21 protein-coding genes and 1 pseudogene are annotated in these 24,506 nt (G+C 61.8%); 9 read left to right on the top strand and 13 right to left on the bottom strand.

The window, feature by feature from the left end:
- Positions 1 to 56: 56 nt before the first annotated feature.
- From V6607_RS07015 to V6607_RS07000, 4 genes are all read right to left on the bottom strand, one after another.
- The gene (locus V6607_RS07015; RefSeq protein WP_134325873.1) at positions 57 to 995 is read right to left on the bottom strand and encodes a hydroxymethylglutaryl-CoA lyase; all 939 of its coding nucleotides are present in this window, start codon (positions 993 to 995) and stop codon (positions 57 to 59) included.
- A complete protein-coding gene (locus tag V6607_RS07010; protein ID WP_134325872.1) occupies positions 992 to 2,185 on the bottom strand; it encodes a CaiB/BaiF CoA-transferase family protein in 1,194 nt (397 codons plus the stop codon). Before V6607_RS07010 ends, V6607_RS07015 begins: the two co-directional genes overlap by 4 nt.
- 149 nt (positions 2,186 to 2,334) lie before the next feature.
- A complete protein-coding gene (locus V6607_RS07005) occupies positions 2,335 to 3,246 on the bottom strand; it encodes a LysR substrate-binding domain-containing protein (protein ID WP_134325871.1) in 912 nt (303 codons plus the stop codon).
- Entirely contained in the window at positions 3,247 to 3,921 is a 675-nt protein-coding gene (locus tag V6607_RS07000; RefSeq protein WP_102604145.1) for an NAD(P)H-binding protein, read from the bottom strand. It lies immediately after the preceding gene.
- A 115-nt stretch (positions 3,922 to 4,036) separates the two neighbouring features.
- Here V6607_RS07000 and V6607_RS06995 point away from each other — a divergent pair, with 115 nt between their 5' ends.
- Positions 4,037 to 5,224 (top strand): MFS transporter, encoded by a 1,188-nt coding sequence (locus tag V6607_RS06995; protein WP_134325870.1) that lies wholly within the window; start codon positions 4,037 to 4,039, stop codon positions 5,222 to 5,224.
- On the opposite strand, the gene yiaY is transcribed toward V6607_RS06995, so the two are convergent.
- Positions 5,191 to 6,339 carry an L-threonine dehydrogenase gene (yiaY, locus tag V6607_RS06990; protein ID WP_008437790.1) on the bottom strand — a complete coding sequence of 383 codons (1,149 nt, stop codon included), beginning with the start codon at positions 6,337 to 6,339 and terminating at the stop codon, positions 5,191 to 5,193. The genes V6607_RS06995 and yiaY overlap by 34 nt on opposite strands.
- 127 nt (positions 6,340 to 6,466) lie before the next feature.
- Here yiaY and V6607_RS06985 point away from each other — a divergent pair, with 127 nt between their 5' ends.
- Positions 6,467 to 7,483, top strand: a complete 1,017-nt coding sequence (locus tag V6607_RS06985; RefSeq protein WP_134325869.1) for a DUF4917 family protein — start codon at positions 6,467 to 6,469, stop codon at positions 7,481 to 7,483.
- Between the two features lie 872 nt (positions 7,484 to 8,355).
- Here V6607_RS06985 and V6607_RS06980 read toward each other — a convergent pair.
- Positions 8,356 to 8,898, bottom strand: coding sequence for an XRE family transcriptional regulator (locus V6607_RS06980; RefSeq protein WP_003209127.1), 543 nt, complete (start codon positions 8,896 to 8,898; stop codon positions 8,356 to 8,358).
- A 104-nt stretch (positions 8,899 to 9,002) separates the two neighbouring features.
- Between V6607_RS06980 and V6607_RS06975 the strand changes: the two genes are divergently transcribed.
- The 5 genes from V6607_RS06975 (at position 9,003) to V6607_RS06955 (ending at position 15,098) form a co-directional block, all read left to right on the top strand.
- Positions 9,003 to 9,785 carry an aldolase gene (locus tag V6607_RS06975; protein WP_003209128.1) on the top strand — a complete coding sequence of 261 codons (783 nt, stop codon included), beginning with the start codon at positions 9,003 to 9,005 and terminating at the stop codon, positions 9,783 to 9,785.
- 27 nt (positions 9,786 to 9,812) lie between these two features.
- A complete protein-coding gene (locus tag V6607_RS06970) occupies positions 9,813 to 10,700 on the top strand; it encodes a dihydrodipicolinate synthase family protein (protein ID WP_134325867.1) in 888 nt (295 codons plus the stop codon).
- 206 nt (positions 10,701 to 10,906) lie between these two features.
- Positions 10,907 to 11,446, top strand: coding sequence for an RNA polymerase sigma factor (locus V6607_RS06965; protein ID WP_087692632.1), 540 nt, complete (start codon positions 10,907 to 10,909; stop codon positions 11,444 to 11,446).
- Positions 11,443 to 12,411 carry a FecR domain-containing protein gene (locus V6607_RS06960; protein WP_134325866.1) on the top strand — a complete coding sequence of 323 codons (969 nt, stop codon included), beginning with the start codon at positions 11,443 to 11,445 and terminating at the stop codon, positions 12,409 to 12,411. Before V6607_RS06965 ends, V6607_RS06960 begins: the two co-directional genes overlap by 4 nt.
- Before the next feature lie 128 nt (positions 12,412 to 12,539).
- Positions 12,540 to 15,098 (top strand): TonB-dependent receptor, encoded by a 2,559-nt coding sequence (locus tag V6607_RS06955; protein WP_134325865.1) that lies wholly within the window; start codon positions 12,540 to 12,542, stop codon positions 15,096 to 15,098.
- Between the two features lie 105 nt (positions 15,099 to 15,203).
- On the opposite strand, the gene V6607_RS06950 is transcribed toward V6607_RS06955, so the two are convergent.
- Together V6607_RS06950 and V6607_RS06945 are read right to left on the bottom strand one after the other, a co-directional pair.
- Positions 15,204 to 15,521, bottom strand: a complete 318-nt coding sequence (locus V6607_RS06950; protein WP_134325864.1) for a ribbon-helix-helix domain-containing protein — start codon at positions 15,519 to 15,521, stop codon at positions 15,204 to 15,206.
- A 16-nt stretch (positions 15,522 to 15,537) separates the two neighbouring features.
- Positions 15,538 to 16,119, bottom strand: a complete 582-nt coding sequence (locus tag V6607_RS06945) for a DJ-1/PfpI family protein (protein ID WP_008430897.1) — start codon at positions 16,117 to 16,119, stop codon at positions 15,538 to 15,540.
- 324 nt (positions 16,120 to 16,443) lie between these two features.
- On the opposite strand from V6607_RS06945, the gene V6607_RS06940 reads away from it, so the two are divergent.
- The gene (locus V6607_RS06940; protein WP_003209142.1) at positions 16,444 to 17,343 is read left to right on the top strand and encodes a DMT family transporter; all 900 of its coding nucleotides are present in this window, start codon (positions 16,444 to 16,446) and stop codon (positions 17,341 to 17,343) included.
- A 109-nt stretch (positions 17,344 to 17,452) separates the two neighbouring features.
- Here V6607_RS06940 and V6607_RS06935 read toward each other — a convergent pair whose 3' ends face one another.
- The 4 genes from V6607_RS06935 to V6607_RS06920 are packed head-to-tail and all read right to left on the bottom strand — an operon-like array spanning position 17,453 to position 20,694.
- The gene (locus V6607_RS06935; protein WP_102606424.1) at positions 17,453 to 18,670 is read right to left on the bottom strand and encodes an SAM-dependent methyltransferase; all 1,218 of its coding nucleotides are present in this window, start codon (positions 18,668 to 18,670) and stop codon (positions 17,453 to 17,455) included.
- A 41-nt stretch (positions 18,671 to 18,711) separates the two neighbouring features.
- Positions 18,712 to 19,329, bottom strand: a complete 618-nt coding sequence (locus tag V6607_RS06930) for a TPM domain-containing protein (RefSeq protein ID WP_003209147.1) — start codon at positions 19,327 to 19,329, stop codon at positions 18,712 to 18,714.
- Between the two features lie 28 nt (positions 19,330 to 19,357).
- The gene (locus V6607_RS06925; RefSeq protein WP_003209148.1) at positions 19,358 to 20,086 is read right to left on the bottom strand and encodes a TPM domain-containing protein; all 729 of its coding nucleotides are present in this window, start codon (positions 20,084 to 20,086) and stop codon (positions 19,358 to 19,360) included.
- Positions 20,086 to 20,694, bottom strand: a complete 609-nt coding sequence (locus tag V6607_RS06920; RefSeq protein WP_003209150.1) for a LemA family protein — start codon at positions 20,692 to 20,694, stop codon at positions 20,086 to 20,088. The genes V6607_RS06925 and V6607_RS06920 overlap by 1 nt, the downstream gene beginning before the upstream one ends.
- Positions 20,695 to 20,908: 214 nt before the next feature.
- On the opposite strand from V6607_RS06920, the gene bglX reads away from it, so the two are divergent.
- On the top strand, positions 20,909 to 23,200 hold the full coding sequence (gene bglX, locus V6607_RS06915) for a beta-glucosidase BglX (RefSeq protein WP_008430891.1): 2,292 nt from the start codon (positions 20,909 to 20,911) through the stop codon (positions 23,198 to 23,200).
- Positions 23,201 to 23,328: 128 nt separating this feature from the next.
- Here bglX and V6607_RS06910 read toward each other — a convergent pair.
- A pseudogene (locus V6607_RS06910) lies at positions 23,329 to 24,505 on the bottom strand (phosphatidylserine/phosphatidylglycerophosphate/cardiolipin synthase family protein).
- Position 24,506: the final 1 nt, after the last annotated feature.

Genomic DNA, 24,506 nt, shown 5'->3' with positions numbered 1-24,506 from the left:
TTCTCTCCAGCGGACTGCTCGCAGGCGTCCGATTGTTTTTGTTGTCTGGTTACGGCTTACAAGGTGGCGATGTAGGCCGGTGGCGGATGCAGGTCGCAATTGCGCCCGGCCTTGGCCACCTGGCCCGGCAATTCGTGGTCCAGCAAGGCTGGCAATTGCCGCGACATTTTCAGCAGGTGCGGCAGGTCGATGCCGGTGTGGATCCCGACTTCATCACACAGGTTGACCAGGTCTTCGGTGCAGATATTGCCCGACGCGCCGGGCGCAAACGGGCAACCGCCGAGGCCGCCCAATGCCGCATCAAACCGTCGCGCACCGGCCTCGTAGGCGGCCAGCACATTGCACAAACCCAGGCCGCGGGTGTTGTGGAAATGCAGGGTCAGGTCGCTCGCCGGAACACGTTCCAGCACGCGCTTGACCAGGCGCTCGACCTGACGCGGATTGGCCATGCCGGTGGTGTCGGCCAGGCTGATGCCCTGGATGCCCAGCCCGCGGTAGGCGTCGACCAATTGCAGCACGCGGTCCTCATCGATCTTGCCCTCGAACGGGCAACCAAAAGTGGTAGCGATGCTGCCGTTGAGGCGCACCGGGTGCTCGGCAGCAAAGCTCACGATATCGCCGAATGCGGCCAACGAAGCCTCGCAACGCATGCGCATATTCGCCAGGTTGTGGGTCTGGCTGGCGGACATCACCAGGTTCAACTCATCGGCCCGGGACTCGATAGCACGCTGGGCGCCCTTGAGGTTGGGGATCAACGCCACGTAGATAACCCCGGGGCGACGAGTGATGCCCTGGAACACCTGCTCACCATCGCGCAACGCGGGAATGGCCTTGGGCGACACGAACGAGCCGGCTTCGATCCGGGAAAACCCGGCCATGGACAGTTGGTCTATCAACGCGATCTTGTCGACAGTCTCGACCCAGGTCGGCTCGATTTGCAGGCCGTCACGGGGTGAGACTTCCTGCACGACCAGGGCATCGGAATAGTTTTTCATTGCACCACTCCCGAGGTTTTCAGGCGTTGAATATCGGCGCCGCTCAGGCCCAGGTCGCCGAGGATTGAATCAGTGTGCTGGCCCAGGCTCGGGCCCTGCCAATTCACCGCGCCGGGGGTTTCCGACAGTTTGGGCACGATACCGGGCATCTTCACCGTGAGGCCGCCGGGCAGGTCGGCGCTGAGCAGCATGTCGCGGGCCTGGTAGTGCGGATCGGCGACGATATCGGCCACTGAATAGATGCGCCCCGCCGGTACTTCGGCGGCTTCCAGGGCACTGAGCACCTCGTCGATGGGCAGGCTGCTGGTCCAGTGGGTGATGGCGGCGTCCAGCAGGCCGCTTTTCGCGGCGCGGCCATCGTTGTGGGCAAACTCCGGCGCTTCGGCCAAGTCGGCGCGGCCGATGGCGAGCATCAGGCGCTTGTAGATCGGGTCGCTGTTGCCGGCGATCACCACATAGGCGCCGTCGGCGGTCAGGTAGGTGTTGGACGGTGCAATGCCGGGCAAGGCGCCGCCACTGCGTTCACGCACATGGCCAAGCATGTCGTATTCCGGCACCAGGCTTTCCATCAGGTTGAACACGCTTTCGGCCAGGGACACGTCGACAATCTGGCCGTCGCCCTGGCCGGTCTTGACCCGCAGCAGCGACATCAGCGCGCCGATCACACCGTGCAGCGACGCCAGGGAATCACCGAGGCTCACGCCGACCCGCGCCGGTGGTGAATCCGGGTTGCCAGTGGTGTAGCGAATCCCGCCCATGGCCTCGCCGATGGCACCGAAGCCCGGGCGGTCGCGGTAAGGGCCGGTCTGGCCGTAGCCGGAGATGCGCACCAGGGTCAGCTTGGGGTTGAGGGCGTGCAGCACGTCCCAGCCCAGGCCGAGTTTTTCCAGGCCGCCGGGGCGCAGGTTTTCGATCAGCACGTCGGCATCGCCCAGCAATTGCTTGACCAGGTCCAGGCCTTCTGCCGACTTGAGGTCCAGGGCCAGGGACTTCTTGTTACGCGATTGCAGGTACCACCACAGCGACGTGCCTTCGTGCAGCTTTCGCCATTTGCGAAGCGGATCGCCCTGCCCCATGGCTTCGATCTTGATCACCTCGGCGCCAAACTCGGCCATCAGCCGGGCGGCGAAGGGCGCGGCAATCAGGGTGCCGATCTCGATCACCTTGATACCGCTCAGGGGAGCCGTCATGGGGTGTACCTCTTGTTCTTGGAATGTGGGGCCAAGGCTAGAGGACGCAGGCAGTAGAAATCCAACCGTCAGTTGGCAACGAGCGTTCGCCAAATGCGAACGCTTGAGTAAGGACTGGTTGTGGCGAGGGCCCTCGCCACAGGGTTTGCTTACGCCTGCTCCCGCCGCAGGTAATCGAACAACAGCCGGCTCACCGGTGACAGCTGTTCTTCATCACGCACCACCAGGATCAGGCTGCGGTCCGACCAGGCATCCGTCAGCGGCACCGCGTGCAAGCCCAACGCCCGGCCAAACAGTTCATAGGCTTTTTGCGGCAGGATGCCGATGCCCATGTTGGCCTGGACCATCCGGCACATGGCATCGAAGCCCGGCACATGGATCCGCAAGCGCAGCACCTTGCCCGCCTCCCGCGCCGCCGCATGGGTGCGCATGTTGATCGAACTGGCGGAATGCAGCCCCACGTAGTCGCTGTCCAGCGTCTCGGCGAACGCCAGGGTCTTGCGCGAGGCCAACGGGTGATCCGCCGGCATCAGCACCACCAGCTTGTCCCGGCGATAGGTCACACCGGGCAGGCCTTTGGTATCGGTGTCGCTGGAACAGATGCCCAGGTCCGCAACGCCGTCAATCACACCTTGGACCACGCCATTGCTGGGCCGCTCTTCCAGGTCTGCCTTCACCTGTGGATGCAGCGCGGAAAAGTCGCGCAAGTCTTCGGGCAGGAACTGAATGATTGCCGAGAGGTTCGCCAGCATCCGCACATAACCGCGCACGCCGTGACTGTGTTCGCCCAGCTCCAGGCCCATCTTCTCGACATTGAACAGCATCTGCCGTGCATGGTGCAGCAAGGTCTCGCCGGCAGCCGTGAGCTGCATGCCCTTGGCCTGGCGCACAAACAGGCTGACGCCCAGCACCTGTTCCAGCTCCATCAAGCGCTTGCTGGCCGCCGAGACCGCGATAGCTTCACGGGCGGCGGCGCGGGTCAGCGTGCCTTCCTCATGCACTGCCACAAACAATTGCAGGGTGATCAGGTCAAGGCGGCGAACCAAGCTTTTGTGCAGCATCTAGGCGCGCTCGGTGGCCAGGCGATTGATATCGGCCTGCTCCACCACCGGCAGAGGTGCACCGTGCCGGACGGCCGAGAGCATTGCGCGGCCAACGGTTTCCGTGCTCACCACCCAGGCCGGTCGCACATGGCGCAGCAGCGACAACAACGGGCCGACCACGGTGTAGATGGACTGGTAGAGCGGGGTTTTCGAGCGCACACCGTGCAACGGCTGGATCACCCCGGGACGGAACAGGTACACCGCCTTGAACGGCAGGCGCAGCAACGCATTCTCGGTCTTGCCCTTGATCCGTGCCCACATGGTTTTGCCGGTTTCGCTGCTGTCGGTACCGGCGCCGGACACGTAGATAAAGGTCATCTGCGGGTTGAGCCGCGCCAGGGTGCTGGCGGCCACCAGCGTCAAGTCGTAGCTCAAATGGGTGTACTTGGCTTCATCCATGCCCACCGAAGAAACGCCCAGGCAAAAGAAGCAGGCATCGAAACCTTGCAGCAGATGCTCCAGGGGCTGGAAATCGAACATGTCGGCATGCAGCACCTGGTGCAGCTTGCCGTGTTCCTGGGTCAGCGCGGTACGGCCGACGGCGACGACTTCCTGCACGTCACTGGCCAGCAGGCACTCGCGCAACACGCCTTGGCCGACCATGCCGGTGGCGCCGAATAATAGAACTCTCATAAGGTTGGTTCCTAAGCGACAAGCGGTTAGCTTCATGCTGCAAGGTAGAGACAAACCCACTGGCAACTTGTAGCTTGCGGCTTGCAGCTTACTGCTCAACAGGATCTTTTGCCCCTTGAAAAGCACCACGACCCTCACCATTGCCTGCAGCGCGGCCTTTTTGTCCCAGGTTGGCATCAGCAGTTATCTGCCCGCCGTGCCGGCGATTGCCTTGTCATTGACCGCTGCAGAGGACCAGGTGGCACTGGCCCTGGCGGTGTACTTGATCGGCATGGCGTTGCCGATGCTGCTCTGGGGCAGCCTCGGTGAGCGCCTGGGTAGAAAGCCGGTGTTGCTGGCAGCGTTGGCGTTGTATGCGCTGGCCAGTGCGGCGATTCCGTCCGCCTACAGCCTCGAATCGTTCCTCGGCCTGCGCCTGGTTCAAGGCCTCGGTGCGGGCGGTGTGTCGGTGATGGCGCGGGTGCTGGTTCGTGACAGCTTCAGCGGTGCCCTGTTGGCCAAAGGTTTGTCGTGGCTGGGCATGACGTTCGTGATCGCCCTGGGCATCGGGCAGTTTGTGGGCTCGCTGTTGCAAGTGGCGTTTGGTTGGGAGGCGATCTTTTATGGGCTGGCGGTCGCGGCTGTCGGCTTGATGATTGCGCTGCAACGGGTGGTGTTTGCAACACTGGAAAAAGCCGCCGGGCACGTCTCGGCCTGGCGCATCTACGGCACGATCCTGCGTCATCCGGCGTTCCTGCGGCCTGCGTTGGCGGGCGGTTTGGGTTACGGGGTGATCATCGCGTTCAACACCTGCGCACCGTTGATTTTGCAGGGCCATTTCGAGTGGAGCGCGGCGCAATATGGCTGGCTCGGCTGGCCAATCAGCGGGGCGTATCTGGCGGGGGCGTTGATGGTCAATCGCCTCGTCGCCCGCACCGGGCGCCTGTCGATGATGAGTTGGGGCGTGGCGTTGGTGATGTGCGGCAGCGCGACGATGTTGCTGGGCAGCCTGTTTGCCAATGGGCTGGCGATCCTGCTGTGGCTGCCGTATTGCCTGGCGGTGTTCGGCCAATCGATGAGTTATCCCATCAGCCTGTCCCTGGCCAATGATGAATCACCGGTGAGCGGCTCCTACGCCATGGCCTTGAGCGGCTTTATGCATCAGTTGATGGCAGCGGCGATCGGTGGCGTGGCCAGCCTGCTGGCGAGTCAGCAGGCCTGGCCGTTGGCGGTGTTATGCGTGACGCTGGCGGGCGGCGCACTGCTGTGCGTCGCCATGGCCAGGACTGATCAGAACGCGCTGCGGAAGATCTCTTCAATCTGACGCTGATCCGCCCGCCGTGGGTTGGTCAGGCCGCAGGCGTCCTTCAGGGCGTTGGACGCCAACAGCGGGATGTCCTGTAACTTGGCGCCCAACTCCCGTAGCCCGGCAGGAATTTCCACATCCTGGGACAGGCTGCGAATCGCCGCGATGGCCGCCTGGGCGCCCTCTTCCACCGACGTACCCTTGATATCTGCGCCAAGGGCCCGTGCCACATGGCTCAGGCGCTCGGCGCTGACGCTGGCGTTGAAGCTTTGCACATGGGGCAACAGCACCGCATTGCACACGCCGTGAGGCAAGTCATACAGCCCGCCCAACTGGTGCGCCATGGCGTGCACGAACCCCAGGGACGCGTTGTTGAAGGCCATGCCGGCAAGGAACTGCGCGTAGGCCATGTTCTCCCGGGCGGCCAGGTCTTTACCGTCGCGCACCGCAATCCGCAGGTTGGCGCTGATCAGTTCGATGGCCTTGATCGCACAGGCGTCGGTGATCGGGTTGGCAGCCGTGGACACGTAGGCTTCGATTGCGTGGGTGAGCGCGTCCATGCCGGTGGCGGCAGTCAGGCCCTTGGGCATGCCGACCATCAGCGCCGGGTCGTTGACCGACAGCAGCGGCGTGACGTTGCGGTCGACGATGGCCATTTTCACGTGGCGGGTTTCGTCGGTGATGATGCAGAAGCGGGTCATTTCGCTGGCCGTGCCGGCGGTGGTGTTGATGGCCACCAGCGGCAGTTGCGGCTTGGCCGACTGATCGACGCCTTCGTAGTCGCCGATGTGCCCGCCGTTGGTCGCACACAGGGCAATGCCCTTGGCACAGTCATGGGGTGAGCCGCCGCCCAGTGACACCACGAAATCACAGGCACTCTGTTGCAGCAGCGCCAGGCCTTTTTCGACGTTCTCGACGTTCGGGTTGGGCTTGGCGCCGTCATAGATCACCGAGTCGATGTCTTGCATCGCAAGCTTCTCGGCGATCATGCTGGCCACACCTGCCTTGGCCATCCCGGCGTCAGTGACGATCAGCGCCTTGCGAAAACCGTAGTTGCGAATCGCGGTCATGGCTTCGTCGAGGCAGTCGAGGCCCATGATGTTGACGGCGGGAATGAAGAAGGTGCTGCTCATGGTGGCTAATCCTTTAAAGTCGTTATGCCTACAGCATCGACCTCGATTGCCTGCGGCATCTTGACCAGGATCAACGCCCGCTCGTGATAAAGTCACCGCCCAGCCGATTTCGAGTAGACCCGCCGCAATGAAGGATTCCCAGGATTTTGATGCCCACCTAGAAGACTGGAACGCCTTGCGCAGCAGTACCGCCATCAGCGGGATCCTGATCGGCAACGGCGCCAGCCGCGCAGTGTGGGAAGACTTTGCCTACGACTCGCTGTTCGAAAACGCCCGCACCGTGGAAGAAAAACCTCTGAGCCAGTCCGAACTCAGCGTGTTTGACGCGATGCAGACCCGCAGCTTCGAGCAGGTGCTGGGTGCACTGAAAACCACCAGCCGGGTCAACAAGGCCCTGGCGGTCAGCTCGGCTGCGCCGCGTAATCGCTATTACGCGATCAAGGAAGCGCTGATCAATACGATCCACACCGTGCATATTCCGTGGCGCCTGGTGAAGCCGTCGACACTGGCGACCCTCCATCAGGAGCTGGCGAGTTACCCGACGGTGTTCACCAGCAATTACGACCTGCTCAACTACTGGGCGATCCTGCATGCGCCGGGCATCGATGATCTGTTTCGCAGTGGCGATGCGAGCTTTGACCTGCGCAATACTGCCTGCGACACCACGCGCATTTTGTATCTGCATGGTGGCCTGCACCTGGTGCGTAACCTTGATGGTACGGCGCGTAAATTGCCGACCACTGACAGCACGTTGCTCAGCAGTTTTGCGATCAACAACACGATCAAGACGCTGGATGATGTGCCGTTGTTTGTCAGCGAGGGCAAGGTTGAGGAGAAGCTGAAGACCATTCGCAGTTCTGACTATTTGTCGTTCTGTTATGAGCAGTTGTTGGGCCATGAAGGTGGGCTATGCATCTTTGGGCATCACCTCGGCGCGCAGGATGTGCATCTGGTGCAGGCGATTCGACAGGCGAAGATCAGCACGTTGGCGATTTCGGTGTTTGGCCGCAGTGCAGGGTTTATCCAGCAGCAGAAGCGGCGTTTTGCGGAGTTGTTTGAGGGGATGGAGGTGGAGTTGCGGTTTTTTGATGCGCGTAGTCATGCGCTTGGGAATTCGGGGCTTTCGGTGCCGGTGGAGCGGTGATGGTAGTTGGGGTGAGGTGAGGTGGGGTGGGGTGTACATATCCGTTGCTGCGGTAACGGCCACTTATGGTTCCGCTCTTACAGCGGGTCACTTTTTTACAAACGCCTAAAAAAGTAACCAAAAAACGCTTTGCCCCACCACTCGGTGCCTCGCCTAGGCTCGGCATGCCCGCACTCCGGCACGCTTGCGCGGGTCGCCGCGATGGGCCATCCCTGGCCCAGCGCGGCTAAACCGGCGTCCTGCCGGTTTACCCGCTCCACCGTGCCTACTTGCGGCCATCGTGGTTAACGGGGCCCGCAGATCAAGATCAAAAGCAAGAGCACAGCGGCCTACCGGCCGGCTTGAGTGTTTAGAAGCCAGATCAAAAGCCAGAGCGAAAGCCAAATCTGAAGCTGATGCAGCTCTGCTTTTCTGTGGGAGCTGGCTTGCCGGCGATGCAGACACATCGGTGTATCAGGCAGACCCAGTTGATGCCATCGCAGGCAAGCCAGCTCCCACATTTGACCGTGCCCGCTTTAGATTTTGATTTGGCTTTTGCTTCACCACACTCAAGCCGGCCGGGAGGCCGCTGTGCTGTTGATCTGCTTTTGATTTTGATCTTAGGCGCCCCGTTAAACCACGCTGGCCGAACGCAGGCTTTGGAGCGTGGGTAACCTGGCAGGACGCCAGGTTAGCCGTCCTGGGCCAAGGATGGCCCATGACGGCGGCCCACGGTCCAAAGCCGGAGTGAGGGCACACCGAGCCTAAGCGAGGTGCCGAGTGGTGGGGCAAGAGCGTTTTGCTTACTTTTGCGCTCTTCAAAAGTGAGCCGCTGTAAGAGCGGAACCGATATAAGCCATCACCCAAATAACGGATATGCCCCACCCCCACCATCACCCCTCAGCACTATGCACCACCACCAAAAGCTGCGCCTGAACCTCCCCCACCGACCGAATCCGATGCGGCTTCTGCGCATTGAAATGCAACGCATCCCCCCGATTCAACACCACCCGCTCACTCATGAAATCCACCTCAACCTGACCTTCATGCACAAACAAAAACTCCTCCCCCAAATGTTCCTTGAAGGTCTTGTCGGTGAACTCCGCCGGCGGGTAGATGATGAACGGCAACAAACTACGCTCACTGACCTGATGCGCCAACACCGCGTAACCCGGTGACGCATCGGTGCCCGACAACGCCTGCCGTTCGTGGCTGCGCACCAGGCTGTAGCTGTCGAGGCTGACATTGTCCTCGCTGAACAATTCTTCGACCTTCACATTCAACGCCTTGGCCAGTTTCAGCGCCGCCGCAATCGACGGCGTATTCAACCCCCGCTCGACTTTCGACAGGTAACTCTTGGTCATCCCGGATTTTTCCGCGAGCGACTCCAATGTCACACCAAGTTTTTTTCTCAATATTTTCAAACGGATAGACATGCGCAGCGGTTAATCCATTAAAGAGGCGATGATGAATGCTTGCTAATGACACTTTGTGTCATATAGTCTCTTTAGTGTCATTTGCGACGAACAAGGACACTGATATGGCCAAGACATTAGCACTCCCGAAAGACCAACTGGTCAAGCAGGCGCTGACCCAGATGCAAAACACCCTGGCGGATAATACGTGGACCGACCGGCAAAAGCTGGCGTTGACCTGCCGGATCCTGTTCGAAAACGGCCACGACTCCGGCCTCGCCGGGCAGATCACCGCACGCGGCCCGACGCCTGGCACCTACTACACCCAACAACTGGGCCTGGGTTTTGATGAGATCACCGCCAGCAACCTGTTGCTGGTCAACGAAGACCTGGAGGTGCTGGAAGGCCATGGCATGCCCAACCCGGCCAACCGTTTTCACAGCTGGGTGTACCGCGGTCGCCCGGACGTGAACTGCATCATCCACACTCACCCGACCCACATCGCTGCGTTGTCGATGCTGGAAGTGCCGTTGCAGGTGTCCCACATGGACCTCTGCCCGTTGTACGAAGATTGCGCATTCCTCGAAGCCTGGCCCGGGGTGCCGGTGGGCAACGAAGAAGGTGAAATCATCACCGCTGCCCTGGGGGATAAACGCGCGATTCTGCTTTCCCACCACGGCCAATTGTCCACTGGGGCGAGCATCGAGGAAGCCTGTGTGATCGCACAGTTGATCGAACGCGCGGCCAAGTTGCAGCTGCTGGCGATGGCCGCCGGCACGATCAAGCCGATCCTGCCGGAACTGGGCCGCGAAGCCCATGACTGGATTTCCAAGCCCAAGCGCCACGGCGCCGCGTTCAACTACTACGCTCGGCAGAACCTGCGCCAACACGCCGATTGCCTGAACTGAAACCCTTTTTCGACCGGAGACCTTTCCATGTCCAGCCCTTCTATTCACGGCATTATCGGCTACACCATCACCCCGTTCAGCACGGACGGACAGCGCATTGACCTCGACGCCCTGGGCCTTTCGATCGACCGCCTGATCGACAGCGGCGTGCACGCTGTCGCACCGTTGGGCAGCACCGGCGAAGGCGCCTATCTCAGTGATGCAGAGTGGGATGAAGTCGCCGCCTACAGCATCCAGAAGGTGGGCAAGCGTGTGCCGACCATCGTCAGCGTCTCCGACCTGACCACCGCCAAGGCCGTGCGTCGTGCGCAGTTTGCCGAGGCCCACGGCGCGGACGTGGTAATGGTATTGCCGGCCTCGTACTGGAAACTCAGCGAGGCGGAAATCCTCGCCCACTATGCGGCCATTGGCGACAGCATCGGCGTGCCGATCATGCTCTACAACAACCCGGCCACCAGTGGCACCGACATGTCGGTGGACTTGATCCTGCGCATCGTCAACAGCGTCGACAACGTGACCATGGTCAAGGAAAGCACCGGGGATATTCAGCGCATGCATCAATTGCACCGGCGCAGCGAGGGCCAGGTGCCGTTCTACAACGGCTGCAATCCGCTGGCACTGGAGGCGTTTGCGGCGGGCGCGAAAGGTTGGTGCACGGCGGCGCCGAATCTGATTCCTCAGCTCAACCTGGATTTGTATGAAGCCGTTTTGGCCAATGACCTGGAGAAAGCGCGGGAGCTGTTTTATCGCCAGTTGCCGTTGCTGGATTTCATCCTCAAAGGTGGCTTGCCGGCGACGATCAAGGCCGGTTTGCGGCTGACGGGCCTGGAGTCGGGGGATCCACGGCTGCCGGTGTTTCCGCTGGCTGAGGCAGGCCGTGTTCAGTTGCAAGAGCTACTGACCCTGTTGCGCTGAAACGCAATCCAAATGTGGCAGCGGGCTTGCTCGCGAAGGCGGTGGGTCAGTCAATTAATAGGTCGACTGACTCACCGCATTCGCGAGCAAGCCCGCTCCCACATTTAGTCCGCATCCAACCTTGGATTTTCAATAGAGACAAATGACAATAATTCTCGATATCATTCACGACTTTTCCACGTCGTGCTTCGTCAAGAAGGATATCCATGTCTCGTCCCAAGCCCGACCCGCTGTCGGCCGATGCCTTTCGCGGGTTTTATGCAGATATCCTGCATTTCCTGCGTAAACGCACGGACAACGCCAGCGACGCGGCAGACATGACCCAGGATGTCTTCACCCAATGGCTGGACTACCGCGACCGGGCCCAGGTCGAGCAGCCACGGGCGTTTCTGTTCCAGATGGCGCGCAATCTGCTGCGCGATCACTGGCGCAAACAGAAGGTGCGGCACACCGTCCACCAGCAACAGGCCGAACTGGATGCCGAACCTGTCAGCGACTCGCGAGACGATCCCATGGCCGCCGCGCAACGCCTGCAACGCCTGGAACAGTTGAAAGAAGTGCTCTCTGAACTCTCGCCGAGAAGACGAGAAGCCCTTATGCTGCACCGCTTCGAAGGCCTGAGCCAGGCGCAGATCGCCGAGCGCATGGGCGTTTCGGTCAGCATGGTGGAAAAGCACATCGCTTTTGCCTTGCTGCATTGCAAGCAGCGACTTCAACAAGAACAGGGCAAGGAGCAGCCAGAATGACCCGCCTGAGCGACATCGACACCTGTGACATCGAGGCCAGCGACTCCATCGATGCCCAGGCCGCCAGCTGGTTTGCGCGCAACCGCAATGACGCCGGTCGCGCCGACCGCAAGGCGTTTGCCGCCTGGCAGTCCGAGCCGGCCCATGCCCGCGCCTATGCGGAATTCGAACAGCTGTGGGCCGACCTGGCGCAGTTGCAGCAACTGAACAAACCGACACCGCTGCCCGCGCGCAAGACACCCGCCTGGCGCCCGGCCCTGGCGGTGGCTGCCGCATTGGTGTGTGCCGTGCTGACGAGCAACATCGGCGCCCCACGCGAGCTGTTCCACGCCCAGGTCGCGGCCCATGCCAAAGGAATGCGCACCATGCATTTGCCTGACGGCAGCACCTTGTACGTCAACGCCAATACGCGCCTGCGGGTGGACTTCAACAGTCACCAGCGCATCGTGCATCTGGATCAGGGCCAGTTGTATATCGAGGTGGCGCCCGACAAGGAGCGTCCGCTGTTCGTGCAGGCCGGTGAAGCCAATGTGCGGGTGGTCGGCACCGGCTTCGATGTGCGGCGCAGCAAGCAGCAGTTGGTGGTCAGCGTGGCCCATGGGCAAGTGGCGTTCGATCCGGATGCCAGGCTGCCGGCCACCCTGCTCGGCGCCGATCAGCGCGCTACGTTCAGTTATGCCAAAGGCACGCTGCAGCAGCAAACCCTCACTGCCGGCGAGGTCGCCGATTGGCGCGGCGGCCACGTGTCGTTTCGTAATCGCGAGCTGGCCAGCCTGATGGATGAGTTGAGCCTGTACCGGCCCCAGGCGCCGTTGCTGGTGGACAGCGCGGTGGCGCAGTTGAAGGTCTCGGGCAATCTGGACGTGAATGATCCGGACGCCCTGCTCAACGCCCTGCCGGCGCTATTGCCGGTGAAAACCGTGGCCCTGGCCGACGGCAATATCAGGATCGAACCGCGCAAATAGCCCCGCGGAATTCTTATTTGAGAATATTTTGCATTCGCATGTGAGGATTATTTTTCCTGCCGCGTCTTCCTCGGGTCTGCGTTTGATACGCACACCTTTCTGGCCATTTGGCTACTCCGGGGGATTTCATGTTTCGCGCGCCTTGCCACGTTCAGCACCTGTTTCTTCGACCCACCGCCATTGCCGCCTGCCTGGCCTTCAGCCTGAGTGCCCAGGCCGAGTCGTTCAAGCTGCAACTGCCGGCCCAGTCCCTGGCCACGTCCCTGAGCCAGGTGGCGCAGCAGGCGAAAATCCAGCTGCTGTTCGATGAAGCGCTGCTGAAAAATATCCAGGCGCCGGCCCTCAATGGCGACTTCACACCGGAAGTGGCGATTCGCACCCTGCTCAAGGACGGCGAGTTCGTATTGCTCAAGGTCGGCAGCACTTACGTGGTACGCCCCGAAGAGGGCAAGACCACCAACAGCAGCGCGATCCAGCTCGACGCCCTGAGCGTGATCGGCACCGGCAGCGAGGTCGACTCCACCACCGTCGGCCGTTCCACCCTGACCCAGGCCGACATCGACCGCTACCAGTCCAACAACATTCCCAGCCTGCTGCAAACCTTGCCCGGCATCAGCCAGGGCGGCTCGCTGAAGCCCGGTGGCCAGACCATCAACATCCGTGGTTTCGGCGACGCCGAAGACGTGCCGCTGACCGTCGATGGCGCCACCAAAAGCGGTTTTGAGCGCTACCAGCAGGGCACTGTGTTTATCGAGCCCGAGCTGATCAAGAGCATCGAAGTGGAGAAAGGCCCCAACTCGCCCTTCAGCGGCAATGGCGGCTTTGGCGGTACGGTCAACATGACCACCAAGGATGCCCCGGACCTGCTCAAGGACGGGCGCAACAGCGGTGCCATGCTCAAATACGGCTACTCCAGCAACGACCATGAGCAGGTCTACAGCAGTGCCGTTTACGGGCGTACCGATGACGGCCGCTTCGATGCGCTGGCCTACCTGACCCAGCGCGACGGCGGCGACATGAAGCTGGCCGCCACCCTGCCCAACGACAACAACCAGTACCCGATCAACCCCAAGCGCCTGCCCAACAGCGCCCAGAATGTGGACGGCAAACTGTTCAAGTTCAATGCTCACTTCACCGATGAGCAAAGCCTGGGTCTGTCGTATTCGCGCTCCAACAGCCAGCGCTGGACGCCCTTCTCTGCCGCCAGCTACCCGACGCCGCCGACCCAGGCCAACATCGACCGCTATGGCTACGAAGCCGCGCTGAAACGCTTCCTGGCCAACCGCAATACCGTCGACACCACTTGGTCCGGCAAGTACGAATACCAGCCGATGAATAACCCGCTGGTGGACTTGACCATCAAGTACTCCGAATCCAATACCGACCAGACCGACGAGCGCGACGCCACGGCGTTTTTCCAGTTGGCCACCGGCGGGCGCAAGATGGACACCTCCTATAACGACAAGAACCTCGACGTACGCAACGTCAGCCTGTTTTCCACCGGTGCGTTGCAGCACGCGGTGACCACCGGTGTGCAAATCCGCAAGCACACCCGGGAAACCGAAATGTGGATGCCCGGCGCCACCTACAACACCCCGAAATACAACTATGGGCACTTCCAGCCGGGCTTCATGCCCCATGGCAAGGTCGACACCAACAGCTTCTTTATCCAGGACGCGGTGACGCTGGGCGATGTGACCATTACCCCGTCGATGCGCTATGACCATGTGCGCAACCGCGGCGAGGCCAACGACGCGCCGTACTACAGCAACCCGGACCCGGCCATCGGCCATGACTACAGCGACCGCACTTACACCGGCTGGTCGCCACGCCTGGCGGCGTACTGGACCATCACCCCGAACGTGGCGATGTTCGCCAACTGGAGCCGCACCTGGCGTGCGCCAGTGATCGACGAGCAGTATGAAGTCCAGGGCCTGGGCAGCCGCACCGCCACCAGCCTGGACCTGGACCCGGAGCGCATCACCTCCATCACCCTGGGCAACGTCACCAGCTTCGCCGACGTGTTCGCCCACGGCGACAACCTGCAACTGCGTACCACGCTGTTCCACAACAAGGTCGAGGACGAAATCTTCAAGGCCACAGGCGTGGGCTGCCAGAACCAGGCGGTCAACGGCGGGACGATTTCCAGCGCCTGCCCGCCGGGCGCGATGTCCAACTACCGCAACATCGGCGGCATGACCATCAAGGGTTTCGAGGCCGAGAGTTTCTATGACTCCACCTACGTGTTCGGCTCGGTATCGTTCGCCTACACCACCGGTAAACATGAAGGCGCCTACACCAACCCGTGGGGGCCGGACGTCTGGGCGCGGGACATTCCGCCAACCAAATGGGTGGTGGTGCTCGGCACCAAGATCCCGAGCCTGGATATGCGGGTGGGCTGGCAAGGGCAGTTCATCGGCGCCACCAGCCGCCTGCCGAGCGACAAGTATTCCGGCGGCCCGGGCACCAGCATCGGCGACCTGTTCTACGACCAGTACGGCAACAAGCGCTACAACACCCAGGGCCTGTTCGCCAGTTGGAAGCCGCAACAGGCTTACCTCAAGGGTACCGAGGTGAACTTCACCGTAGACAACCTGTTCAACAACAACTTCCGACCGGCCCTGAGCGGCGACCGCGCCTACACCAAGGGCCGGGATGCGAAGATCAGTGTGACGCGGTTCTTCTGACCCCTACTAATCAATGTGGGAGCGGGCTTGCTCGCGAAAGCGCTGGATCAGTCGGTACATGAGTTACCTGACACACCGCCTTCGCGAGCAAGCCCGCTCCCACATTCAGACCTTCTGCGCGCCATTTCTTGTATTAACCAGGCTGAGCTCTGGGGCGTGAACCCGCTGCCTGCTCAAATACCGCGTGCAACTCACCCGCAAGAACGAAGCAAAATTCACCACTTCGCCGCGGTAATCCATCACTTCTTCATACAGCTTGGCGATCAGTTGATTGGTGGTCATCCCATCCACCTCGGCGATTTCGCTGAGGATGTCCCAGAACTGGTTTTCCAGGCGCACGGTGGTCACCACGCCGCAGATGCGCAGGGAGCGCGAGCGGGATTCGTACAGAATCGGGTCGGCCTTGACGTACAGTTCGCACATGGCGATGACCTCCGCTTTACAGGGTGATTTTGGTGCCCAGCAGTCCGAGGAAACCCGCGAGCCAGCTTGGGTGCGCCGGCCACGCCGGGGCCGTCACCAGATTGCCTTGAACGTGGCTGTCGGTCACCGGGATATCGATGAACGTACCGCCCGCCAGTCGTACCTCCGGCCCGCACGCCGGGTAGGCGCTGCACTCGCGGCCTTCCAGGATCCCGGCAGCCGCCAGCAGTTGAGCGCCATGGCACACGGCAGCGATGGGTTTGCCAGCCTGATCGAAATCCTTGACCAGTTGCAGGACCTTTTCGTTCAGCCGCAGGTACTCAGGGGCACGGCCACCCGGCACCAGCAGCGCGTCGTAGTCGGCAGCGTTCACCTTGGCAAAATCCGCATTCAGGGCGAACAGGTGCCCGGGCTTTTCGCTGTAGGTCTGGTCGCCTTCGAAGTCGTGGATCGCCGTGCGCACGGTCTGGCCGGCAGCCTTGTCCGGGCACACGGCGTGCACGGTATGCCCCACCATCAGCAGCGCCTGGAACGGCACCATCACTTCATAGTCTTCGACGTAATCGCCGACCAGCATCAGGATTTTTTTCGCGGCCATGGGACATTCCTCCGGTTGAACGGTTGGGCAGACAGGAGTAGCCAAGATAGACCCGCAGGCTTGATCCGGGTAATGGCCCGCTACTACATCAGCACCCCGGCTTGTGTAGGAGCCGGGCTTGCGCGCGATGCAGACACCTCGGCCTGACAGGTAAACTGCGTTGATCCCATCGCAGCCTCGCCAAGGCTCGACAGCTCCCACATGAACCGGGTCGCCCGTTCAAAACTGTACGGATAAATCCGCACCCAGCTGTAGGCCCGCGTTTTCCGGGCTTTGTGGCTAGATGAACGTCCACTTCCGGCCCATTCGATTCTGGTTCCTTCCATGAGCTCCCGCGAAAATACCGGCATGGCCCTCGGCCTGCTGGGCGTCGTCATCTTCAGCCTCACCCTGCCCTTCACCCGTATCGTGGTGCAGGAAATCCACCCGCTGCTCAACGGCCTGGGCCGGGCGTTGTTTGCGGCGGTGCCGGCGGCGGCTTTGTTGCTGTGGCGTCGCGAGCGCTGGCCCACCTGGCGCCAGGTGCGCGGGCTGACGCTGGTGATTGCCGGGGTGATCCTGGGTTTCCCGGTATTGTCGGCCTGGGCCATGCAAACCTTGCCCGCGTCCCATGGCGCGCTGGTCAACGGATTGCAGCCGCTGTGCGTGGCGCTGTATGCGGCGTGGCTGTCTCATGAGCGGCCGTCGAAAGCCTTCTGGGCCTGCGCGGCGTTGGGCAGTGCGCTGGTGCTGAGTTATGCGTTGATCACCGGAGCCGGCAGTATCCAGGCGGGCGACCTGTTGATGCTCGGCGCGATTGCCGTGGGTGGCCTGGGTTATGCCGAAGGCGGCCGGTTGGCCAAGGAGATGGGCGGCTGGCAGGTAATCTGCTGGGCGCTGGTGCTGTCGACGCCGGTATTGATCGGGCCGGTGGCCTACCTGGCGCTGCAACACGAAGGGCCGATCTCCATGCGCACCTGGTGGGCGTTTGGTTATGTCTCGTTGTTTTCGCAGTTCCTGGGGTTCTTTGCGTGGTACGCCGGGCTCGCCATGGGTGGCATCGCCCGGGTCAGCCAGATTCAGCTGTTGCAGATCTTTTTCACCATCGCGTTTTCGGCGCTGTTTTTTGGTGAACACATCGAGCCGATTACCTGGCTGTTTGCCTGCGGGGTGATTGTGACGGTGATGTTGGGGCGCAAGACCAGCGTGAAGCCTGCGCCAGCTCCCAAGGCTAGCGCGATCTAATGTGGGAGCGGGCTTGCTCGCGAATGCGGTGGATCAGTTGATACATCAGGTGACTGACACACCGCTTTCGCGAGCAAGCCCGCTCCCACATTTTTGATTTGCGTCGTACTCAGGCGAGGTAACCTTCCGACCGCAGCAGGGTTTCCAGGCAATGTTCGGTGATGTTGTAGAACGCCTTGAGCTCCTGGATTTTCTCCAGGAGTTGAGCGTTGTCCACCGGCTCGGCACGCTTCACGGCCAGGATCATCTTGTTCTTGTTGGTGTGCTCCAACGAGATGAACTCAAACACCTTGGTCTCATAGCCGCACGCTTCAAGGAACAACGCGCGCAAACTGTCGGTGACCATTTCCGCCTGCTGGCCCAGGTGCAGGCCGTATTGCAGCATCGGCTTGAGCAGCGCCGGGCTCTGGATCTGCAGGCGAATCTGCTTGTGGCAGCACGGCGAGCACATGATGATCGACGCACCGGAGCGGATGCCGGTGTGAATCGCGTAGTCGGTGGCGATGTCGCAGGCATGCAGGGCGATCATCACGTCCAGTTCGCTGGGCGCGACGCTGCGCACATCCCCGCACTTGAACACCAGCCCCGGGTGGTCCAGGCGGGCGGCGGCGTTGTTGCACAGGGTCACCATGTCTTCGCGCAGTTCCACGCCGGTGACTTCGCCGTCGGCGTTGAGGGTGTTGCGCAGGTAGTCGTGGATGGCAAACGTCAGGTAGCCCTTGCCCGAGCCAAAGTCCGCGACCCGCACCGGCTGGTCCAGCTTCAGCGGCGAGGTGGTCAGCGCATGGCTGAACACTTCGATGAACTTGTTGATCTGCTTCCACTTGCGCGACATCGCCGGGATCAGCTCGTGTTTGGCGTTGGTCACACCAAGGTCGGCGAGGAAGGGCCGGGTCAGGTCCAGGAAGCGATTCTTCTCGCGGTTGTGCTCGGCAGACGGCGCTTCGCGCAGTTGCTGCGGCTTGCTTTTGAACAGTGAGCTTTTGTTTTTCTTGCTGTATTCCAGCTGGGCTTCGTCGGTCACCGACAGCAGGTGCGCATTCTTGAACGCCGCCGGCAACAACTCGGCAATTGCCGCCACGCCGTCGGCCAGGGAGAAGTTCTTGGTGATGTCGCGGGTCTTGTAGCGATAGACGAAGGACAGGCAAGGCTGATCCTTGACCGTCAGCTGCTTGATGATCAGCTTCTGAAGATCAGGCTCGGTGCCGACGTACTTGGCCAGCACCAGCTTGATAAAGGCGTTTTGCTCAAGGCTCGCGCTCAGCAGTTCGAGGAACTGCGCGTGATGATCCGGCGCGGGGCTGGCAGGTTTAGCGGTGGCAGACATGAACAAAAACGCCTCGGGCAGGGAATGCCGGGAATTTTACACTACTCCAACACCACCAACCGATTCGGCAGCTCATTGCGTGCGTGGGTCACCGGTACGTGCTCCCTGAGCAATTCCCCGCAAGCCTCAATACACGCCACAAACCCGGCCAACGTCTGGCCTTGCTTCACCTGGCGGGTGAAGTCCTTGACGATCGCATCCCAACTGCTGTCATCCAGGCGACTGGATATCCCCTTGTCCACCAGGATTTCCACATACCGCTCGGCCTCACTGACAAAAATCAGCACCCCGGTGCTGCCCAGCGTGTGGTGCAGGTGCTGCTCGAGAAACTGCCGCCGTGCCAGGTTGGACGCGCGCCAATGGCGCACCGAGCGCGGGATCAGTCGCGTGGTGACCCTGGGCAAACGGAACACCAGGCACAGCACGACGAACGTGCCCCACTGCGCCAGCAGCAAGGTGTACATGGTCAACCAGCCCGACAGGTAGTGGATGATCCCCGGCACCACCAGCGCCAGCAGGCTGGCCCACAACAGCGGGATGTAGGCGTAGTCGTCGGCGCGGGCCGCGAGCACGGTCACCAGTTCGGCGTCGGTCTGTTGCTCGACCCGGGCGATCGCCTCGGCGACCTGGCGTTGCTCGTGTTGACTCAGTAATGCCATGGTTGTTGATGCTCTCTAGTTATTGTCATTACCAGCCGCCCGAGGCGCCACCGCCGCCAAAACCACCGCCGCCGCCCCTGAAGCCACCACCGCCACCGCCTCCCCCGCCGCCACGACCGCTGCTGCTGAGAATCGCCAGCAGGATAGCGCCAACGGGCAGGCCCATGCGATTGCACAGCCACAACACTGCCAGCAACAGGATGAACAGGCCAATGGAAATGCCCGGGTTTTGCTTGGCGAAGTTGGCCTCGGACACATGCGCCGGCACGGCCAGCGGATCGCCGCCCACCACCTGCAGCATCGCCGCCACTCCGTCACTGATGCCCTTGCTGTAGTTGCCCGCCTTGAACGCCGGGGCGATCACCTGGTTGATGATCACCCAGGACTGCGCATCCGTGAGTACGCCTTCCAGGCCATAACCCACTTCGATGCGAATCTTGTGCTCATCCCGGGCGACGATCAGCAGGGCGCCGTTGTCCTTGCCCTTCTGGCCGATGCCCCAGGCGCGGCCCAGTTGATAACCGAAGTCTTCAATGGGCACGCCTTGCAGGTCGGGCACGGTGACCACCACGATCTGGTCGCCGCTGGTCTGCTCCAGCGCCTGCAACTGCTGGGTCAGCTGCGCACGCACGGCCGGGTCGATCATCTGGGCGTTGTCCACCACCCGTCCGGTCAGGGCCGGGAAATTCAGGGCGGCCTGGGCGGTCAGGCTGAAGGCCAGCAGCACCGCCGCCATCAGCCAAGCGCGCTTGCCCATCAGAATTTCACTTGCGGCGCTTTATCGGCATCGGCACTCGTGGCCTCGAAGTTGGCGCGGACCGGCAAGTCGCTGTACATCACGCTGTGCCACAGGCGGCCAGGGAAGGTGCGGATCTCGGTGTTGTAGGCCTGCACTGCCTGGATAAAGTCGCGGCGGGCCACGGCGATGCGATTTTCGGTGCCTTCAAGCTGCGATTGCAGGGCCAGGAAGTTCTGGTTGGCCTTCAGGTCCGGGTAGCGCTCGGACACCACCATCAAACGGCTGAGTGCACCGCTCAAACCGTCCTGGGCTTGCTGGAACTGCTTGAGTTTCTCGGGATTGTCGAGGGTGCTGGCATCCACCTGGATCGAGGTGGCCTTGGCCCGCGCTTCGATCACGGCCGTCAGGGTGTCCTGTTCATGGGCGGCGTAGCCCTTGACCACTTCCACCAGGTTGGGGATCAGGTCGGCGCGCCGCTGGTACTGGTTCTGCACCTGGGCCCAGGCCGCCTTGGCCTGTTCGTCCAGGGTCGGGATCTTGTTGATGCCGCAACCGCTCAGCACGGTGCTCACCAGTATCAATGCCACGGCCTTCCAGCCCCAACGGTAACCTTGTGCTGCTTGCATGGTGTTTCTCCTGCCAAACCTATGAAATTTACCGACTGACGCGTTAGCCACGGGCTTAGGGCATAATCCGCCACCACCCACTGGATTGCATCGTGCCAATCAGCTAAAAGATGCCCAGCGCCAATAAGAGTTCAGAAGTGTGCGGTATTTATCTGAACAACACCCGAACAACAATAGACGCTCTCCGGTCCCAAGGCTGCGAGAAAGGATTTTCATGAAGAAGCTGTGTTTGCTGGGCCTTGTTGTCAGTTTGGCCACTCATTCCGTATTAGCCGAAACAAAGCCCGCAGTGCTCAAGGACAAGGACGCCTTCGTCAGTGACCTGCTCAAGCAGATGACCCTTGATGAGAAGATCGGCCAATTGCGCCTGATCAGCATCGGCCCCGAAATGCCCCGCGAACTGATCCGCAAGGAAATCGCCGCCGGTCGCATCGGCGGCACCTTCAATTCGATCACCCGCCCGGAAAACCGTCCGATGCAGGACGCAGCCATGCGCAGCCGGTTGAAGATCCCGATGTTCTTCGCCTATGACGTGATCCACGGCCACCGCACGATATTCCCCATCAGCCTGGCCCTGGCTTCCAGCTGGGACATGGACGCCATCGGCCACTCCGGGCGCATCGCCGCCCAGGAAGCTGCCGCCGACAGCCTCGACATCACCTTCGCGCCGATGGTCGACATCTCCCGCGACCCACGCTGGGGCCGTACCTCCGAAGGCTTTGGCGAAGACACCTACCTGACCTCGCGCATTGCCGAAGTGATGGTCAAGGCCTTCCAGGGCAGCAGCCCGGCCAAGGCCGACAGCATCATGGCCAGCGTCAAGCACTTCGCCCTGTATGGCGCGGTGGAAGGCGGTCGCGACTACAACGTGGTCGACATGAGCCCGGTCAAGATGTACCAGGACTACCTGCCGCCCTACCACGCCGCCATCAAGGCCGGCGCCGGTGGCGTGATGGTTGCGCTGAACTCGATCAACGGCGTACCCGCCACCGCCAACACCTGGCTGATGAACGACCTGCTGCGCAAGGACTGGGGCTTCAAGGGCCTGGCCGTGAGCGACCACGGTGCGATCTTCGAGCTGATCAAGCACGGCGTGGCCAAGGACGGGCGTGAAGCCGCCAAGCTGGCGATCAAGGCCGGGATCGACATGAGCATGAACGACTCGCTCTACGGCAAGGAATTGCCCGGCCTGCTGAAGTCCGGCGAGATCGAACAGAGCGACATCGACAACGCCGTGCGCGAAGTGCTCGGCGCCAAGTACGACATGGGCCTGTTCGCCGACCCGTACCTGCGCATCGGCAAGGCCGAGGATGACCCGGCCGACACCTACGCCGAAAGCCGCCTGCACCGCGCCGACGCACGTGACGTGGCGCGCCGCAGCCAGGTGCTGCTGAAAAACCGGAACAACACCCTGCCGCTGAAAAAGGACGCGACCATCGCCCTGGTCGGCCCGCTGGCCAAAGCGCCGATCGACATGATGGGCAGCTGGGCCGCTGCCGGTAAACCCGCGCAATCGGTGACCCTGCTGGACGGCATGAACGCCGTGATCGGCGACAAGGGCAAGGTGATCTATGCCCGTGGCGCCAATATCACCAACGACAAGAAAGTCGTCGACTACCTCAACTTCCTGAACTTCGATGCCCCGGAAGTTGTGGATGACCCGCGCTCGTCCCAGGACATGATCGACGAAGCCGTCAAGGCCGCCAAAGGCGCCGATGTGGTCGTGGCCGCCGTGGGCGAGTCCCGTGGCATGTCCCACGAATCGTCGAGCCGCACCGACCTGAACATCCCGCAGAGCCAGCGCGACCTGATCAAGGCTTTGAAAGCCACCGGCAAACCGCTGGTGCTGGTGTTGATGAACGGCCGTCCGCTGTCGATTGTCGAGGAGAACGAACAGGCTGACGCAATCCTGGAAACCTGGTTCGCCGGCACCGAAGGCGGCAACGCTATCGCTGACGTGCTGTTCGGTGACTACAACCCGTCGGGCAAGCTGCCGATCACCTTCCCGCGTTCGGTGGGGCAGATTCCGACCTACTACAACCACCTGAGCATTGGCCGGCCGTTCACTCCGGGCAAGCCGGGCAACTACACCTCGCAGTACTTCGATGACACCACCGGGCCGCTGTTTCCGTTCGGTTACGGCTTGAGCTACACCAGTTTCAGCCTGTCGGACATGGCGCTGTCGTCCACCACCCTGAACAAGACCGGCAAGCTCGACGCCACCGTGGTGGTGAAAAACACCGGCAAGGTCGATGGCGAAACCGTGGTGCAGCTGTATATCCAGGACGTGGCCGGCTCGATGATCCGCCCGGTGAAGGAATTGAAGAACTTCCAGAAGATCATGCTCAAGGCGGGCGAAGAGCGCGCGGTGCACTTCACCATCACCGAGGAAGACTTGAAGTTCTACAACACCCAGCTGAAGTTTGCGGCTGAGCCGGGCGAGTTCAATGTGCAGATCGGGTTGGATTCGCAGGATGTGAAGCAGCAGAGCTTCGAACTACTCTAACGTCTTGCTCGGTCAAAATGTGGGAGCGGGCTTGCTCGCGAATGCGGTGGATCAGTTGATACATCAGGTGACTGACACACCGCTTTCGCGAGCAAGCCCGCTCCCACATTTGATTGGGGTGTTCTGGCTTATCCGCGGCGGTCCAGCAGGTTAACCACCAACCGATCAATCCACCCCCACACCCGCTGCTTCACCCGCCGCCACAATGGCCGCGACCGCCACGCCTCCAGGCTCACCGCCTGGCTCTGGGCAAAATCCCTCTCGAAACTCCCCGCCACCGCCAACGTCAGTTCCGGGTCCAGCGCCTCCAGATTTGCCTCCAGGTTGAAGCGCAGATTCCAGTGATCGAAGTTGCACGAGCCAATGCTCACCCAATCGTCCACCAGCACCATTTTCAAGTGCAGGAAGCACGGCTGGTATTCAAAGATCTGCACCCCGGATTTGAGCAAACGCGGGTAGTAACGGTGCCCGGCATACCGCACCGACGGGTGATCGGTACGTGGCCCGGTCAACAGCAAACGCACATCCACCCCGCGCCCCGCCGCCCGGCGCAGGGCACGCCGCCCGGCGCAGGGCACGCCGTACGCTCCAGGTCGGCAGGAAATACGGCGTGGCCAGCCAGATACGCTGGTGGCCGCTGTTCAGCGCGCGGATCAGTGACTGCAAGATATCCCGATGCTGGCGGGCGTCGGCATAGGCCACACGCCCCAGCCCCGGTCCTGTCGCTGGCACCTTGGGCAAGCGTGGCAGGCCAAAATGCGTGGCCGGTTTCCAGGCTCTACGATCGTCGTTCGCCAGCCACTGACGGTCGAACAACGCCTGCCAATCCAGCACCAGCGGGCCACGAATCTGCACCATCACTTCGTGCCAATCGGCGGTGTCTTCCCCGGGCGTCCAGAATTCATCCGTCACGCCGGTGCCGCCGACCACGGCGATGGTCTGGTCGATCAACAACAGCTTGCGGTGGTCCCGATAGAGGTTGCGCATCCAGCGGCGCCAGCTCAGGCGGTTGTAGAATCGCAGGTCCACCCCGGCATCGATCAACCGCCGACGCAGGCCCAGGGTAAACGCCAGGCTGCCGTAGTCATCGAACAGGCAACGTACGCGCACGCCACGTTCGGCGGCCGCCACCAGGGCCTGAACCATCGCCTCGGCACACGCGCCCGCCTCCACCAGATACAGCTCCAGCGCCACCTGTTGCTCGGCCTGGGCGATGCCTTCCAGCATGCGCGGGAAGAAACTCGGGCCGTCGACCATCAGCTCGAAACGGTTGGCGCTGCGCCACGGGAACACTGCGCCGCTCATG

The organism is Pseudomonas sp. KK18 (assembly GCF_037094675.1).
Classification (GTDB): Bacteria; Pseudomonadota; Gammaproteobacteria; order Pseudomonadales; family Pseudomonadaceae; genus Aquipseudomonas.
Note: the sequence above shows the minus strand (reverse complement) of the source record. Positions and strands in the feature narration are given on the sequence as shown.